This is a genomic window from Loktanella sp. D2R18, assembly GCF_003318235.1.
Lineage (GTDB): Bacteria > Pseudomonadota > Alphaproteobacteria > Rhodobacterales > Rhodobacteraceae > Yoonia.
In genome coordinates, this window is record NZ_QOCG01000031.1 from 1 (window position 1) to 15,341 (window position 15,341).

The window sequence follows — 15,341 nt, forward strand, 5'->3', positions numbered from 1 at the left end:
TCAAACTTTTCCTTAGCCATGATGGCCTCCTTGGATATTCAAATTATGTTGTGCCCCGGGCGCAAACCCGGGGCGCCTAACCCTGGAAGGGTTAAGCGTATTTCTTTTGGATCTCGTCAGACAGGTTCTGCGGCACTGCTTCGTAGTGACCGAACTGCATCGTAAAGTTAGCGCGACCCGAAGACATAGAGCGCAACGTGTTGATGTAGCCGAACATGTTTGCCAGCGGCACAAAGCAGTCAATCGCAATCGCGTTGCCGCGTGTATCTTGCCCCTGAACCATGCCCCGACGTGATGTCAGGTCACCGATGATACCACCTGTATATTCTTCAGGTGTGATCACTTCGACTTTCATGATTGGCTCAAGCAGTTTCGCACCAGCTTTGCGCATGCCTTCACGCATACACATACGTGCAGCGATTTCGAACGCAAGGATGCTGGAGTCAACATCGTGGAATTTACCGTCAAGCAGTTCCACCTTAAAGTCGATCACGGGGAAGCCAGCCAATGGGCCGCTGTCCATGACAGATTTGATGCCTTTTTCAACACCGGGGATGTATTCCTTAGGAACGGCACCACCAACGATCTTAGATTCGAACGAGAAGCCTTCACCAGGTTCCGTCGGCATGATGCTCAGCTTCACTTCACCGAACTGACCAGAACCACCGGACTGTTTCTTGTGGGTGTAGCTGTGCTCAACCGCGTGACCAATGGTCTCACGGTAGGCCACTTGTGGCGCACCGATGTTCGCCTCAACCTTAAATTCACGACGCATACGGTCAACAAGAATATCAAGGTGAAGTTCGCCCATGCCTTTCATGATGGTCTGACCAGATTCGAGGTCAGTTTCCACGCGGAAGGACGGATCTTCGGCAGACAAGCGTTGCAGGGCGAGGCCCATCTTTTCTTGGTCGCCTTTGGTCTTTGGCTCAACAGCGATCTCGATCACTGGCTCTGGGAAGGTCATTGTTTCCAGAACAACAGGTTCGGCGATAGAACAAAGCGTATCACCGGTTGTTGTATCTTTCAGACCACCAAGCGCAATGATGTCACCTGAGAATGCTTCGTTGATTTCATCACGGTCATTAGAGTGCATGATCATCATGCGGCCAACGCGCTCTTTTTTGCCTTTGGTCGAGTTCAGGAAGTTGTCGCCCTTTTCCAATTTACCGGAATAAATCCGTGTAAATGTCAGGGAGCCCACAAATGGGTCATTCCAGATCTTAAACGCCAGCGCAGAGAACGCCATGTCATCATCCGCACGGCGCGCGATGTCACGAACTTCGTCTTCATCGCCGGGTTTAAAGCCCATGTAGTCCACAACATCGAGCGGGCTTGGCAGGTAATCAACAACAGCGTTCAACAATGGCTGAACACCTTTGTTTTTAAACGCAGAACCACCCAGAACAGGCACGAAGGACATAGACAAGCAACCCTTGCGGATCAGCTTGCGCAGTGTTGGAACGTCAGGCTCATTGCCTTCAAGGTATTCCATCATCGCGTCATCGTCCATTTCGACGGCGGCTTCGATCAGCTTGCCGCGCCATTCGTTTGCCATGTCTTGTAGGCTTTCACGAATAGGGGCTTTGATCCAAGATGCACCAAGGTCCTCACCCTGCCACAGCCACTCTTCCATTGTGACGAGGTCAAGCTGGCCTTCCAGCTCTGTCTCGGCGCCAATTGGGATAGCAACCGGAATAGCACGCGCACCAGTACGGTCTTCAACCATGTGAACACAGTTAAAGAAGTCCGCGCCGATCTTGTCCATTTTGTTGACAAAAACCATACGTGGCACTTTGTAGCGGTCAGCCTGACGCCAAACAGTTTCTGTTTGCGGCTCAACACCAGCGTTAGCGTCAAGAACACAGACTGCACCATCGAGAACAGCAAGAGAACGTTCAACTTCAATTGTAAAGTCAACGTGGCCAGGGGTGTCGATGATGTTCAAACGGTGCTTAGGGCTATCCGCAGTTTCACCGTCTTCTGTGCGTTCCCAGAATGTGGTTGTCGCAGCAGAGGTAATGGTAATTCCGCGCTCTTGCTCTTGTTCCATGTGGTCCATGGTTGCAGCGCCATCGTGCACTTCGCCGATGTTATGTTCTTTACCTGTATAGTACAGGATACGTTCAGAACATGTGGTTTTACCGGCGTCAATATGCGCCATGATACCAAAGTTCCGGTATAGTTCGAGAGGATACTCGCGTGCCATTTCAGGTGCTTCCTATTACCAGCGGTAGTGGCTGAATGCTTTGTTCGCATCGGCCATTTTATGGGTGTCTTCGCGCTTCTTGACGGCTGTACCGCGGCCATTGACGGCATCGACCAGCTCGCCAGCAAGGCGTTCTTCCATTGTGTTTTCGTTGCGCTTTTTCGCAGCAGCGATCAACCAACGGATGGCCAATGCTTCGCGACGCTCTGGGCGCACTTCAACTGGAACTTGGTATGTTGCACCACCGACGCGGCGCGAACGCACTTCGACGGATGGTTTGATGTTTTCCAAGCTCTCGTGGAAGACTTCCACAGGGGATTTCTTCAACTTGTCTTCAACGCGGTCGAATGCGTTGTAAACGATGCGTTCAGCTACAGATTTCTTACCATCAATCATGAGGTTGTTCATGAATTTGGTCAGGATGATATCGCCAAACTTTGCGTCTGGCAGAACTTCGCGTTTTTCAGCGGCGTGACGACGTGACATCTATAGTATTCCTTACTTAGGACGCTTCGCGCCGTACTTCGAACGGCGTTGCTTACGGTCTTTGACACCTTGGGTATCAAGCACACCGCGCAGAATGTGGTAACGCACACCTGGCAAATCTTTTACACGGCCGCCGCGGATCAGAACCACTGAGTGTTCCTGAAGGTTGTGGCTTTCACCGGGGATGTAAGAGATGACTTCGAAACCGTTTGTCAGGCGCACTTTGGCAACCTTACGCATCGCAGAGTTTGGTTTCTTTGGTGTCGTTGTATAAACGCGCGTACAGACGCCGCGCTTTTGCGGGCAGCCTTCCATATGCAGCGATTTGGATCGTGTAACTTTTGGCTGGCGCGGCTTGCGGATCAGCTGCTGAATCGTTGGCATCGTTTGATGTTCCCATCTATTCACATGTGTGCCCCCTTGCGAGGGGCGGTTTCAAAATACTTTTCGTCTTCGAAAAGCACAAAAATTCCGCAGTCGAACCCTTACCGGAGGTTCGGTGCGGTTGGGCTACAGAGGAACAAGACAATAGGCGTCCGGTTCTTGACCACTCAACTTTGATATCGGAACAAAAAAGGGAATTCCCCTAGTCCGGATGAGCGGCGTATAGGCGGAGTCGCTGAAGCTGTCAACAGGCGCAAACCCAGTGTTAACGCGGTGATGCCACAGGGTTGCGGGGCACCTGTAACCTGCTTTCGCGGTAAAGTGTGAACAGCCCCGTCGCCACAACAATCGCAGCACCAATCAGCGTCGGCAAATTGGGCCATTCGCCAAAGACAACAACCCCAAGGATCAGCGCCACAATCAGGCTAGTATAGCGGAAAGGGGCGACAAAGCTGATCTCTCCCCAGCGCATCGCGGTCACCGAAAAGACATAGCCGCCAATCAAGAACACCATCGCGCCAAACAGCTGCAATGACGCTTTGGGGGACATTGCTACCGATTCGATAAACAGCATACCAATACCACCGAACAGTGTCACTGCTGCGGCCGCAACAAGCGCCACAAAGACCGAGGGCACATCGCGCGACATTCGCCGCACAACGATATCACGCAGTGTGATACAGGCCACAGCACACAGCGCATACACACTGTAAGAATTGAAATCGCTGCCTCCCGGCTGAATAATCAGAAGCACCCCGGCAAAGCCAACGCTAATCGCCGCCAACCGCCGCCACCCCAATGGTTCACCTAGAAACATCATCGCGCTTAGACTGACCGCCAGCGGTAAAGACTGTAAAATGGCGCTGACATTGGCAATGGGCATATTAAACAGCGCGGTCAGAAAGAAATAGGTGCCGGCCACTTCGGCCAACGACCGGACAATGATCAACCACCATTCACGGCGTGGTAAATCAAACCGTAATTGCCCCAAGATCTTGCACATAATAGCCAAGCATAAAACTGCACCAAGACCACGCAAAAACACCGCTTCAAACAGCGGCATTTCATCGGCCAATGCCTTCATAAAGGCGTCATTGACCGTATAGGCACACATCCCCCCCATCATGAGAGCCGCGCCGCGTAGGTTTTCTGAAAAGGGTGTCATTCCTACGTGCCTATCACAACTTATAGCGGCTCAGTAATGTAAACAGACTGAATCCATCCCAAATGCGGCACACCTATCTCGTTGATTTAAACCTACGGTCATCCACTACTCTTTGCATTCAAAGCAGCCTTGATTTGCACCCGAATTCCGCGCGGTGCTTCTCGTAAGACCTTGCGAAGACGGTGCCGAGAATAGTTTTTTTCTCCCGTTTTTATTCGCTCTAGTATGAGGTCCAATGGAATAGTTGGGTGAACGACCGACTGGTTTGCCTCTGCAATCGGCATCGCTTCGTAGAGATGTGGCGGGTTTGTTTCAAAATAGTTCGGCGAAAACAGATTTGGTAATGAATGGAACAAGTCTTCGAACGATAGATCGTTGGAAATCAGTGCACCCGCCAAGACAGCTTCATCGTTAATACGATAATTTCCCGTGCGTTGCGCCTTTACGCGTAACGGAAGCATTTCATCAATGACATGATCACGAATGCAGGTAACCGCAAAAATGCATCCGCAGTGTGACGTAACTCCTAGATGTTCAAGATCTTTGGAATAGATCTTCGGGGCGTCAGTGCGCCCCAGCGAACAAGCAAGCGCATCGGCTTCGGTCTGCGACAAATGTGATCCAAGTATTTGCGCCGCACTCAGAGTCACGAAGACGTCGCTTTCGATCAAGACATACCAGTTCGCGTCGGGTACTGCCGCACGTGCAGCATAGCAACAAAAATCGCCGCACAGCCAACCCCAGTCTTTTGGCAAAGACGCGATCCCCCAAGACCGCACCAACTCCTCAGTCAATGATATTTTTTGGTGGCCTTGTGTCTCAATTGGCCCTGAGCGTTCATCAACGATCATGGTGACCTCCGAACCAAAGCCATCGGTCAATGTAGCGGCAAGTTGAGCGACCTGCGGTGTGAACGCATGCGTACGGATGAATACAGCAATCTTGTTGTTACGCATATTTTCACCTCCAGATGTGTCGGCGTAGTCGTATTCCGACGGAGCGCTTCGTACCAGATAGCGCGTTGAACCGCCTTACAAAAAAGGCCCCCGCGATGAACGGGGGCCTTTTCTATTTTCTGTTGCGCAGTTTACGCATCGTCGCCTTCTGGCGTTGCAACGGGTGTTGCGAACACATCGTCTTCGCTTGGCGCAACAGGTGCCGCAAGCGCTGCGGCTTGCTCTGCCTCGATCCGGCGCGCTTCAAGCACGACGTTATCGCGATCAACCGCAACTTTGCGCATTTGCTGTGTCGCGCCGCCGGTACCTGCTGGGATCAAACGACCCACGATGACGTTCTCTTTGAGGCCGATCAGTTTATCACGTTTGCCCTGTACCGAAGATTCGGTCAGCACGCGTGTGGTTTCCTGGAACGACGCCGCAGAGATGAACGAACGTGTCTGCAAGCTGGCCTTGGTGATACCCAACAAAATCGGCTCGCCCGTTGCGGGACGGTCGCCGCGCTTCAGTGCCTTTTCATTGGCTTCATCAAACTCAGCCTTATCGACGTTCTCGCCTTTGAGCAGAACAGTGTCACCGCTGTCTTGGATTTCCCATTTCTGGAGCATCTGACGCACGATAACTTCGATGTGCTTATCGTTGATCTTAACGCCCTGCAGACGGTAAACGTCTTGGACTTCGTCGATCATATAGTCAGCCAAGGCTTCGACACCCATAACCGCAAGAATATCGTGCGGCGCTGGGTTACCATCCATGATGTAGTCACCCTTTTGGACAAAGTCACCTTCCACAACCGGGATGTGCTTGCCCTTAGGCACCATGTATTCGACCTTCACGTCTGCATCATCAGCAGATTCAATCGCAATGCGGCGCTTGTTCTTATAGTCCTTGCCAAAGCGCACGTAGCCATCGATTTCAGCGATGATTGCGTGGTCTTTTGGACGACGGGCTTCGAACAGTTCAGCAACACGTGGCAGACCACCGGTAATGTCCTTGGTTTTCGCACCTTCACGTGGAATGCGCGCAACAACGTCACCAGCTTTGACGTCTTGACCGTCTTCGACAGACAGAACCGCGTCAACAGACATGCCGTAGGAAACAGGGTTGCCGTCATCTTTTGAGATAACTTCGCCATCTGCCCCAACAACGATGATCTTTGGTGCAAGTTCATTGCCTTTTGGTGCCGCGCGCCAGTCAGACACGATGCGCTGGGTCATACCCGTTGCATCATCGGTGTCTTCACGGACTGCGATACCGTTTACCAGATCAACGTATTTCGCGGTACCTGATTTTTCGGCAATGATTGGAAGCGTATATGGATCCCATTCGAACAGCTTATCGCCGCGCAGAATGTCCTGACCGTCGGTGACAAAGACCTTAGAGCCATAGCCAACCTTGTGGTTCGCAATCTCGGCGCCTTCGGCATCTGTGATCGACAGGGTCATATTCCGACCCATGACAACCATTTCACCAGCCGCATTTTCCAACAACGTGGCATTGTCGAACCGGATCTTACCCGGTTGTGATGCCTCTTGGAACGACTGTTGGCCACCTTGGGCAACACCACCAATGTGGAAGGTCCGCATGGTCAGCTGTGTACCAGGTTCACCAATGGACTGCGCCGCGATGATCCCGACTGCTTCGCCAATGTTGACGCGTGTACCGCGTGCAAGGTCACGACCATAGCACATTGCACAAACGCCATCTTCGGCTTCACAGGTCAGCGGGCTGCGGATACGCATTTTAGCGATACCAGCGATGTCGATCATGTCAGCCTTGCGTTCGTCGATCAGTTCACCAGCTTCGACGATTACTTCGTCTGTACCTGGCTTGAGAACATCATCAGCAGAGACACGACCAAGAACACGTTCAGCCAGTGAAGATACAACTTCACCGTCGTTGACGGCAGCTTCTGCGGTGATCGCACGTTCCGTACCACAATCAATTTCGCGGACGATGCAATCTTGGGCAACATCAACCAAACGGCGTGTCAAGTAACCAGAGTTCGCAGTCTTCAAAGCGGTATCTGACAGACCCTTACGGGCACCGTGGGTTGAGTTAAAGTACTCGAGAACGGTCAGACCTTCTTTAAAGTTCGAGATGATCGGTGTTTCGATGATTTCGCCGTTCGGCTTTGCCATCAAACCGCGCATACCGCCCAGCTGTTTCATCTGCGTGACCGAGCCACGCGCACCAGAGTGCGCCATCATGTAGACCGAGTTAGGTTCGTTTTCAGCACCAGCCGTATCGTGGCCAGAGTCCGAAATTGTCGACATCATCGCATCAGTGACTTTGTCGTTACACTTTGACCATGCATCAACGACTTTGTTGTACTTTTCACCCTGTGTAATCAGGCCGTCCATGTATTGCTGTTCAAAGTCTTTCACGAGATCGCGTGTTTCTTCGACCAGCGGCCATTTGGTGTCAGGGACAACCATGTCGTCCTTACCAAACGAGATACCAGCCTTAAACGCTTCGCGGAAGCCCATCGTCATGATCTGATCACAGAAGATTACCGACTCCTTCTGACCGCAATAACGGTAGACGGTATCAATGATCTGCTGCACTTCTTTCTTACGCAGCAAACGGTTGACCAAAGCGAATGGTGCTTTTGCGTTCATCGGCAAAAGACCACCAAGACGCATACGACCCGGTGTTGTTTCGAAGCGAACCATCACTTCGTTACCTTCTTCGTCGATTTGCGGCATACGCGCGCTGATTTTGGCATGAAGATGCACTTCGCCGGCGTTCAGCGCGTGTTCGACTTCCTCGATGTCTTTGAATTCCATACCTTCGCCCTTCATGCCTTCGCGCATGATGGTCGTATAGTAGAGACCCAAAATCATATCCTGTGACGGCACGATAATCGGCGCACCGTTGGCAGGGGACAGAACGTTGTTTGTCGACATCATCAAGACGCGGGCTTCAAGCTGCGCCTCGAGTGAAAGTGGGACGTGAACCGCCATTTGGTCGCCGTCAAAGTCAGCGTTAAACGCAGAACAAACAAGCGGGTGCAGCTGGATCGCTTTACCCTCGATCAAGGTGGGTTCAAACGCCTGAATGCCCAAACGGTGCAGCGTCGGCGCACGGTTGAGGAACACAGGGTGTTCGCGGATCACCTCGTCCAAGATATCCCAAACTTCGGGACGTTCTTTTTCGACGAGTTTTTTCGCCTGCTTAACGGTAGACGACAGACCTTTGGCTTCAAGGCGCGAATAGATGAACGGCTTGAACAGTTCGAGCGCCATCTTTTTCGGCAAACCACATTGGTGCAGCTTCAATTCCGGACCAGTCACAATGACCGAACGACCAGAGAAGTCGACGCGCTTACCCAAAAGGTTTTGACGGAAGCGACCTTGCTTACCTTTCAGCATGTCAGACAGTGATTTCAACGGACGCTTGTTGGCGCCAGTGATCACGCGGCCACGACGGCCGTTGTCAAACAGCGCATCTACAGATTCTTGCAACATCCGTTTTTCGTTACGGACGATGATGTCTGGGGCGCGCAGTTCGATCAGACGCTTCAAACGGTTGTTCCGGTTGATCACGCGGCGGTACAGATCGTTCAGATCAGACGTCGCGAAACGACCACCATCAAGCGGCACCAGCGGGCGCAATTCTGGCGGGATCACAGGGATCACGGTCATAACCATCCATTCAGGGCGGTTGCCAGATTCGAGGAAGCTTTCGACGATCTTCAAACGCTTGATGATCTTCTTTGGCTTCAATTCGCCGGTGGCTTCTTTGAGGTCTGCACGCAGCTGTTCTGCTTCGCCGTCCAGATCAATCTGGGACAGCATTTCACGGATCGCTTCAGCACCGATATTGGCTTGGAACGCGTCCATGCCATAAAGATCCTGCGCATCGTTGTATTCTTCTTCGGTCATCAGCTGGCCATAGGTCAGGTCAGTCAGGCCGGGTTCGATCACAACGTAGTTTTCGAAATACAAAATACGCTCAAGATCACGCAGCGTCATGTCCAGCATCAGGCCGATGCGGGATGGCAGCGATTTCAAGAACCAGATGTGCGCAACGGGTGCCGCTAGTTCGATGTGACCCATACGTTCGCGGCGTACTTTTTGCAGCGTGACTTCCACACCGCATTTTTCGCAGACAACGCCGCGATATTTCATGCGCTTATATTTGCCGCATAGGCATTCGTAATCTTTGATCGGGCCAAAGATACGCGCGCAGAACAGACCGTCACGTTCTGGTTTGAACGTCCGGTAGTTGATGGTTTCGGGCTTTTTGATCTCACCGAACGACCATGAAAGGATACGTTCCGGAGATGCCAAAGACACCTTGATTTCGTCAAACGTTTTCGCCGGTGTGAGCGGGTTAAACGGGTTGTTTGTCAGTTCTTGGTTCATTGGGTGACCTTTCCAGGCTCAATGCAATTCAAAAAGGCAGCGTCACGATACATACGCCAGCTCATTAATTTTCCTGTCTCGACGTGACGCATGTCACTCCAGCGCGGACGGCTGGTCGGGGTGCAATGTCGAAGGTCGGCGGAAATACAGGTTCCACTGCAATCCGCCACAGTGACATTCTCAGGGCGATTGGCAACCTCAAATTCTTCGACAACTGACCAACTACACCCGCTCATCGCGGTCGCAGTAGTCAGAAGTAAAACGGTTGCCGGACCTGATTTCACTCCTCATCCTCCGCATCCAGGAGTTCCATGTTGAGGCCGAGGCCCCGGACTTCTTTCACGAGCACGTTGAACGACTCTGGGACACCTGCCTCAAAGTTGTCTTCGCCTTTGACGATGCTTTCATAGACTTTCGTCCGGCCAGCAACATCATCGGATTTGACTGTCAACATCTCTTGCAGCGTGTAAGCCGCGCCATATGCTTCGAGCGCCCAGACTTCCATTTCCCCGAAACGCTGACCACCGAACTGGGCTTTACCACCCAGCGGCTGTTGCGTGACAAGGCTGTAAGGCCCGGTAGACCGTGCGTGGATCTTGTCGTCGACCAAGTGGTGCAGTTTGAGCAGGTATTTCACACCCACTGTTACCTTACGGCTAAACTGTTCACCGGTACGGCCATCAAACAGAACCGATTGACCAGATGTATCAAAACCAGCGCGTGTCAGCGCATCGTTCACATCCAGTTCTTTGGCCCCGTCAAAGACAGGTGTCGCAATCGGCACACCGCGGACGACATTGCCAGCAGCTTCGACGATTTGGCCTTCGTCCATGCCTTCGATGCCTTCGTCATAGACGTTATCGCCATAGACGATTTTCATCGCATCGCGCACAGGTGTCAGATCGCCAGAGCGACGGTATTCACCAAGCGCGTCATCAATCTGGATACCCAGACCACGTGCGGCCCAGCCCATGTGACATTCGAGAATCTGACCGACGTTCATCCGTGACGGCACACCCAGCGGGTTCAGACAGAAATCAACCGGCGTACCATCGGCAAGGAACGGCATGTCTTCCATCGGGACAACCTTGGAAATAACACCTTTGTTCCCGTGACGACCCGCCATCTTATCGCCCGGCTGCAGCTTACGCTTCACTGCAACAAAGACTTTGACCATCTTCATCACACCTGGTGGCAAATCGTCACCACGACGAACTTTTTCGACTTTGTCTTCGAACCGTGCGTCCATTGCCTTCTTCTGGATTTCGTACTGTTCGTTCAGGGCTTCGACGACCTGAGCGTCAGCTTCATCCTTCAGGGCAACCTGCCACCATTGACCACGGCTAAGTTCAGCCAGCGCTTCTTCGGTCACAATCGAATTTGCCTTAAAGCCACGCGGACCTTTGACAGCTTCTTTGCCAATGATCATCGATTTCAGACGCGCATAGATGTTGCGGTCAAGGATGACCATTTCATCGTCACGGTCACGTGCAAGCCGTTCGACTTCTTCACGCTCAATCTGAAGTGCACGTTCGTCTTTTTCCACGCCGTGGCGGTTAAAGACGCGTACTTCTACAACGGTCCCGAAATCGCCCGGTTTCACGCGCAGTGATGTATCACGCACGTCAGAGGCTTTCTCACCAAAGATGGCGCGCAGAAGCTTTTCTTCTGGTGTCATCGGGCTTTCGCCTTTTGGTGTGATCTTACCAACCAGAATGTCACCCGGCTCTACTTCGGCGCCGATGTACACGATGCCAGCCTCGTCGAGGTTACGCAGCGCTTCTTCACCAACGTTCGGAATATCGCGTGTGATTTCTTCTGGCCCAAGCTTTGTATCACGGGCAGCGACTTCGAATTCTTCGATGTGGATCGAAGTGAAGACGTCATCACGTGTGATACGCTCTGAAATCAGGATCGAATCTTCGTAGTTGTAGCCGTTCCAAGGCATAAACGCGACGACCACGTTTTTACCCAAAGCCAATTCACCGATATCCGTTGATGGACCATCGGCAATAACTTCGCCTTTCAGAACCGTATCACCAACCTTCACCAGCGGACGCTGGTTGATGCAGGTGTTTTGGTTAGAACGTTGGAATTTACGCATGCGGTAAATGTCTACGCCTGCGTCGCCCAGTTCCAAATCATGCGTCGCACGAATAACGATACGCTGCGCATCAACTTGGTCGATGATACCCGCGCGTTTCGCCATGATCGCCGCACCTGAATCGCGTGCAACCACTTCTTCGATACCGGTACCCACCAGTGGGGCCTCGGCCTGAAGCAATGGCACCGCCTGACGCATCATGTTCGATCCCATCAGGGCCCGGTTCGCATCGTCGTTTTCAAGGAATGGGATCAAAGACGCCGCAACAGAGACCAGCTGCTTTGGAGAAACATCGATCAAGTCGACATTTTCACGTGGGGCCAGTGTATAATCACCGTTCATACGTGTTGAAACAAGTTCGTTATTGAACCCGCCATCTTCATCCAAGTTCGCGTTGGCCTGCGCAACAGTGTGACGCATTTCTTCGGTCGCAGACATGTATTGAACATCGTCCGTTACCTTACCGTCGACAACCTTGCGATATGGCGTTTCGATAAAGCCGTATTTGTTCACACGGGCAAATGTCGCCAGTGAGTTGATCAGACCAATGTTCGGCCCTTCGGGCGTTTCAATCGGACACATACGACCGTAGTGGGTTGGGTGAACGTCACGGACTTCAAAGCCAGCACGTTCACGGGTCAAACCGCCGGGCCCAAGCGCAGAAAGACGACGCTTGTGCGTGACTTCTGACAGCGGGTTAGTTTGGTCCATGAACTGCGACAATTGGCTAGAGCCAAAGAATTCACGTACAGCCGCAGCCGCAGGTTTCGCGTTGATCAAATCTTGTGGCATCACCGTGTCGATTTCGACAGATGACATACGCTCTTTGATCGCGCGCTCCATGCGAAGCAGACCAACACGGTATTGGTTTTCCATCAGCTCGCCGACAGAACGCACACGACGGTTGCCGAGGTGGTCAATATCGTCCACGTCGCCTTTGCCGTCGCGCAGTTCAACCAGCGCTTTGATGCAAGATACGATATCTTCCTTGCGCAGGGTGCGCATGGTGTCTTCGGCATCCAGATCAAGGCGCATGTTCATTTTTACACGACCAACGGCAGACAGATCGTAGCGCTCTGAATCAAAGAACAGTGTGTCAAACAAGGCTGACGCGGAATCAACTGTCGGTGGCTCGCCTGGACGCATCACACGGTAGATATCCATGAGCGCAGTTTCGCGGTTCATGTTTTTGTCAGAAGCCATCGTGTTACGCATGTAAGCGCCAACATTGATGTTATCGATGTCCAGCACTGGGACCGTGGTGATGCCCGCATCAACCAGATCTTTCAGTGTGCCACCGATGACGTCGCCCGCTTTGTCGACTTCAACAGTCAACTCGTCACCAGCTTCGACATAGATCGCGCCAGTTTCTTCGTTGATGATGTCAGAAGACACGAATTTGCCGATGATCTGCTCGTATGGGACCAGCAGATCCGTCACTTCTCCAGCGTCGATCAGCTTTTTGACTGAACGTGGGGTGACTTTTTCACCGGCTTTTGCAATCACTTCGCCCGTTTTCGCATCAACAAGATCAAACGCAGGGCGGGTGCCACGCACACGCTCTGGGAAGAACTTTGTCTGCCACGCCATCGCTTTGGCATCGAGGTGATACTCAACGGTGTCGTAATAGGCATCCATGATGCCTTCTTGGTCCAGACCCAGTGCATAAAGCAGCGTTGTCACAGGCAATTTGCGGCGACGGTCAATCCGGCAGAACACAAGGTCCTTGGCGTCAAATTCAAAGTCAAGCCAGCTGCCGCGATATGGGATAATGCGGCAAGCAAACAGCAGTTTACCTGATGAATGGGTTTTCCCCTTGTCGTGATCAAAGAACACGCCGGGCGAACGGTGCATTTGGGACACGATCACGCGCTCTGTTCCGTTCACGACAAATGTGCCGTTCGGGGTCATCAAAGGCATATCGCCCATGAACACGTCTTGTTCTTTGATGTCTTTCACAGACTTGTTGCCTGTATCTTCGTCCACATCAAACACGATCAAACGCAGCGTCACCTTCAAGGGCGCGCTATACGTCATGTCGCGCTGCATGCACTCTTCGACATCATATTTTGGCTTTTCAAGTTCGTATTTTACGAACTCAAGCAAAGCGGTTTCGTTGAAATCTTTGATCGGGAACACCGACTGGAAGACACCTTTGATGCCTTCACCGTCAAGCGGTGTGTCACTGTCGCCAGAGCGCAGGAATAGATCGTACGAAGATTTCTGAACCTCAATGAGGTTCGGCATTTCAAGCACTTCACGGATTTTGCCGTAGTACTTGCGCAGGCGTTTCTGACCAAGGAAAGTAGAAGCCATAAGCGGTGTCACCTTTTGTTTGTCTCTCGAACAATGCATCGCCCGGGCCGCGACACATCACCCATTTGACCGGGGGTTTGATGTCTATTCGTGGCTGCCGTCCCACCGGTAGCCTCCCGACATCTCAAACCTACCCAAGGGGTCGGTCAGCACTGGCCGACCTCTAAGACAGGTTCGGCTGGACGCGCATTTCTGCGCGCCCAGCCATATTTTTAAGGCAAATTAATCTTTGCCAAGAACAGGCTTAGGCCAGTTCTACTTCAGCGCCAACAGCTTCAAGCTTCGCTTTAACTTCTTCAGCTTCTGCTTTCGCAACGCCTTCTTTGATCTTGCCGCCAGCTTCAACCAGATCTTTCGCTTCTTTCAGGCCAAGACCTGTAAGACCGCGAACTTCTTTGATCACGTTGATCTTAGAAGCGCCGGCGTTCTTAAGAACGACGTCGAATTCAGTTTTCTCAGCAGCAGCTTCGCCACCTTCAGCTGGGCCAGCCATCATTACGGCGCCACCAGCAGCTGGTTCGATGCCGTACTCGTCTTTGAGGATAGTTTTCAGTTCTTGTGCTTCGAGAAGGGTAAGACCAACAATCTCTTCAGCAAGTTTTTTCAGATCAGCCATTTTATGCTTTCCGTTCGTTTTAAGTGTGTTCCAACGTCAGGGCAAAGCCCCAAGTCAATTCAGATGCTTTATGCAGCGTTTTCTTCGATAGTAGAAAGAACGCTTGCGATGTTCGAAGCAGGCGCGCCAATGGCCCCAGCAATGTTCGAAGCAGGTGCACCAATGCAGCCAACGATAGAAGCAATAAGCTCCTCGCGAGACGGCATACCGGCAACGGCTTTCACACCAGCAGGGTCAAGAGCTGTGTCGCCCATAGCACCGCCGAGAACGACAAGCTTGTCGTTCCCTTTAGCGTATGTATCCACGACCTTCGCAGCAGCGACAGGGTCTTCGGAATAGGCGATTACAGTCATACCCTCGAGGTATTCCGCGATGCTTGCGCATGGCTTACCCTCAAGAGCGATTTTGGCGATCTTGTTCTTGGCAACGCGTACAGAACCGCCCGCTTCACGCATGTTCGCGCGCAGGTCCTGCATTTCAGCAACTGTCATGCCTTCGTAGTGGGCAACCACTACGACGCCAGAGCTTTCAAAGATCTGGCCGAGATCGTCGACCAGCTGTTCTTTTTGTGCTCTATCCACAGTTTTACTCCAAGTTTGGCGCTGGATTAGGCCCAGCACCGGCTCTAATTTTGTCACACGGCAAGCCGCCCGACAGTCTACAGTCCATGCAAACGGGGCGCTCAAATTGCCGAGGCGAGCCTCAAAAATCTGATCTATCCCGCCTCAGGCAGGA

Annotated in this window: 9 protein-coding genes; all 9 read right to left on the reverse strand. The window is 52.3% G+C overall.

Features of this window, described 5'->3' with window-relative positions:
• Positions 1-91: 91 nt before the first annotated feature.
• The 9 genes from fusA to rplJ all read right to left on the reverse strand — a co-directional run bounded on the left by fusA (position 92) and on the right by rplJ (position 15,187).
• Positions 92-2,209, reverse strand: coding sequence for an elongation factor G (gene fusA / locus DS901_RS16780; RefSeq protein WP_113778095.1), 2,118 nt, complete (start codon positions 2,207-2,209; stop codon positions 92-94).
• A 15-nt stretch (positions 2,210-2,224) separates the two neighbouring features.
• Positions 2,225-2,695, reverse strand: a complete 471-nt coding sequence (rpsG, locus tag DS901_RS16785; RefSeq protein WP_113778096.1) for a 30S ribosomal protein S7 — start codon at positions 2,693-2,695, stop codon at positions 2,225-2,227.
• Between the two features lie 12 nt (positions 2,696-2,707).
• Positions 2,708-3,079: a 30S ribosomal protein S12 gene (rpsL, locus tag DS901_RS16790; RefSeq protein ID WP_072901927.1), complete on the reverse strand. Its 372-nt coding sequence runs from the start codon at positions 3,077-3,079 to the stop codon at positions 2,708-2,710.
• A gap of 265 nt (positions 3,080-3,344) precedes the next feature.
• Complete coding sequence (locus DS901_RS16795) at positions 3,345-4,244, reverse strand: DMT family transporter (protein WP_113778097.1); 900 nt, start codon at positions 4,242-4,244, stop codon at positions 3,345-3,347.
• A gap of 98 nt (positions 4,245-4,342) precedes the next feature.
• Positions 4,343-5,200, reverse strand: coding sequence for a hypothetical protein (locus DS901_RS18850; RefSeq protein WP_181820916.1), 858 nt, complete (start codon positions 5,198-5,200; stop codon positions 4,343-4,345).
• A 131-nt stretch (positions 5,201-5,331) separates the two neighbouring features.
• The gene (gene rpoC, locus DS901_RS16805) at positions 5,332-9,570 is read right to left on the reverse strand and encodes a DNA-directed RNA polymerase subunit beta' (RefSeq protein ID WP_113778098.1); all 4,239 of its coding nucleotides are present in this window, start codon (positions 9,568-9,570) and stop codon (positions 5,332-5,334) included.
• A gap of 280 nt (positions 9,571-9,850) precedes the next feature.
• Positions 9,851-13,990 (reverse strand): DNA-directed RNA polymerase subunit beta, encoded by a 4,140-nt coding sequence (gene rpoB / locus DS901_RS16810; RefSeq protein WP_113778099.1) that lies wholly within the window; start codon positions 13,988-13,990, stop codon positions 9,851-9,853.
• 244 nt (positions 13,991-14,234) lie between these two features.
• Positions 14,235-14,606: a 50S ribosomal protein L7/L12 gene (gene rplL, locus DS901_RS16815; protein ID WP_113778100.1), complete on the reverse strand. Its 372-nt coding sequence runs from the start codon at positions 14,604-14,606 to the stop codon at positions 14,235-14,237.
• A gap of 68 nt (positions 14,607-14,674) precedes the next feature.
• Complete coding sequence (gene rplJ / locus DS901_RS16820; protein ID WP_113778101.1) at positions 14,675-15,187, reverse strand: 50S ribosomal protein L10; 513 nt, start codon at positions 15,185-15,187, stop codon at positions 14,675-14,677.
• Positions 15,188-15,341: the final 154 nt, after the last annotated feature.

What these genes read in the sequence shown, in the direction of transcription:
- fusA (WP_113778095.1), bottom strand. Translation starts at nt 2,209, where the DNA reads ATGGCACGCGAGTATCCTCTCGAACTATACCGGAACTTTGGTATCATG.
- rpsG (WP_113778096.1), bottom strand. Translation starts at nt 2,695, where the DNA reads ATGTCACGTCGTCACGCCGCTGAAAAACGCGAAGTTCTGCCAGACGCA.
- rpsL (WP_072901927.1), bottom strand. Translation starts at nt 3,079, where the DNA reads ATGCCAACGATTCAGCAGCTGATCCGCAAGCCGCGCCAGCCAAAAGTT.
- DS901_RS16795 (WP_113778097.1), bottom strand. Translation starts at nt 4,244, where the DNA reads ATGACACCCTTTTCAGAAAACCTACGCGGCGCGGCTCTCATGATGGGG.
- DS901_RS18850 (WP_181820916.1), bottom strand. Translation starts at nt 5,200, where the DNA reads ATGCGTAACAACAAGATTGCTGTATTCATCCGTACGCATGCGTTCACA.
- rpoC (WP_113778098.1), bottom strand. Translation starts at nt 9,570, where the DNA reads ATGAACCAAGAACTGACAAACAACCCGTTTAACCCGCTCACACCGGCG.
- rpoB (WP_113778099.1), bottom strand. Translation starts at nt 13,990, where the DNA reads ATGGCTTCTACTTTCCTTGGTCAGAAACGCCTGCGCAAGTACTACGGC.
- rplL (WP_113778100.1), bottom strand. Translation starts at nt 14,606, where the DNA reads ATGGCTGATCTGAAAAAACTTGCTGAAGAGATTGTTGGTCTTACCCTT.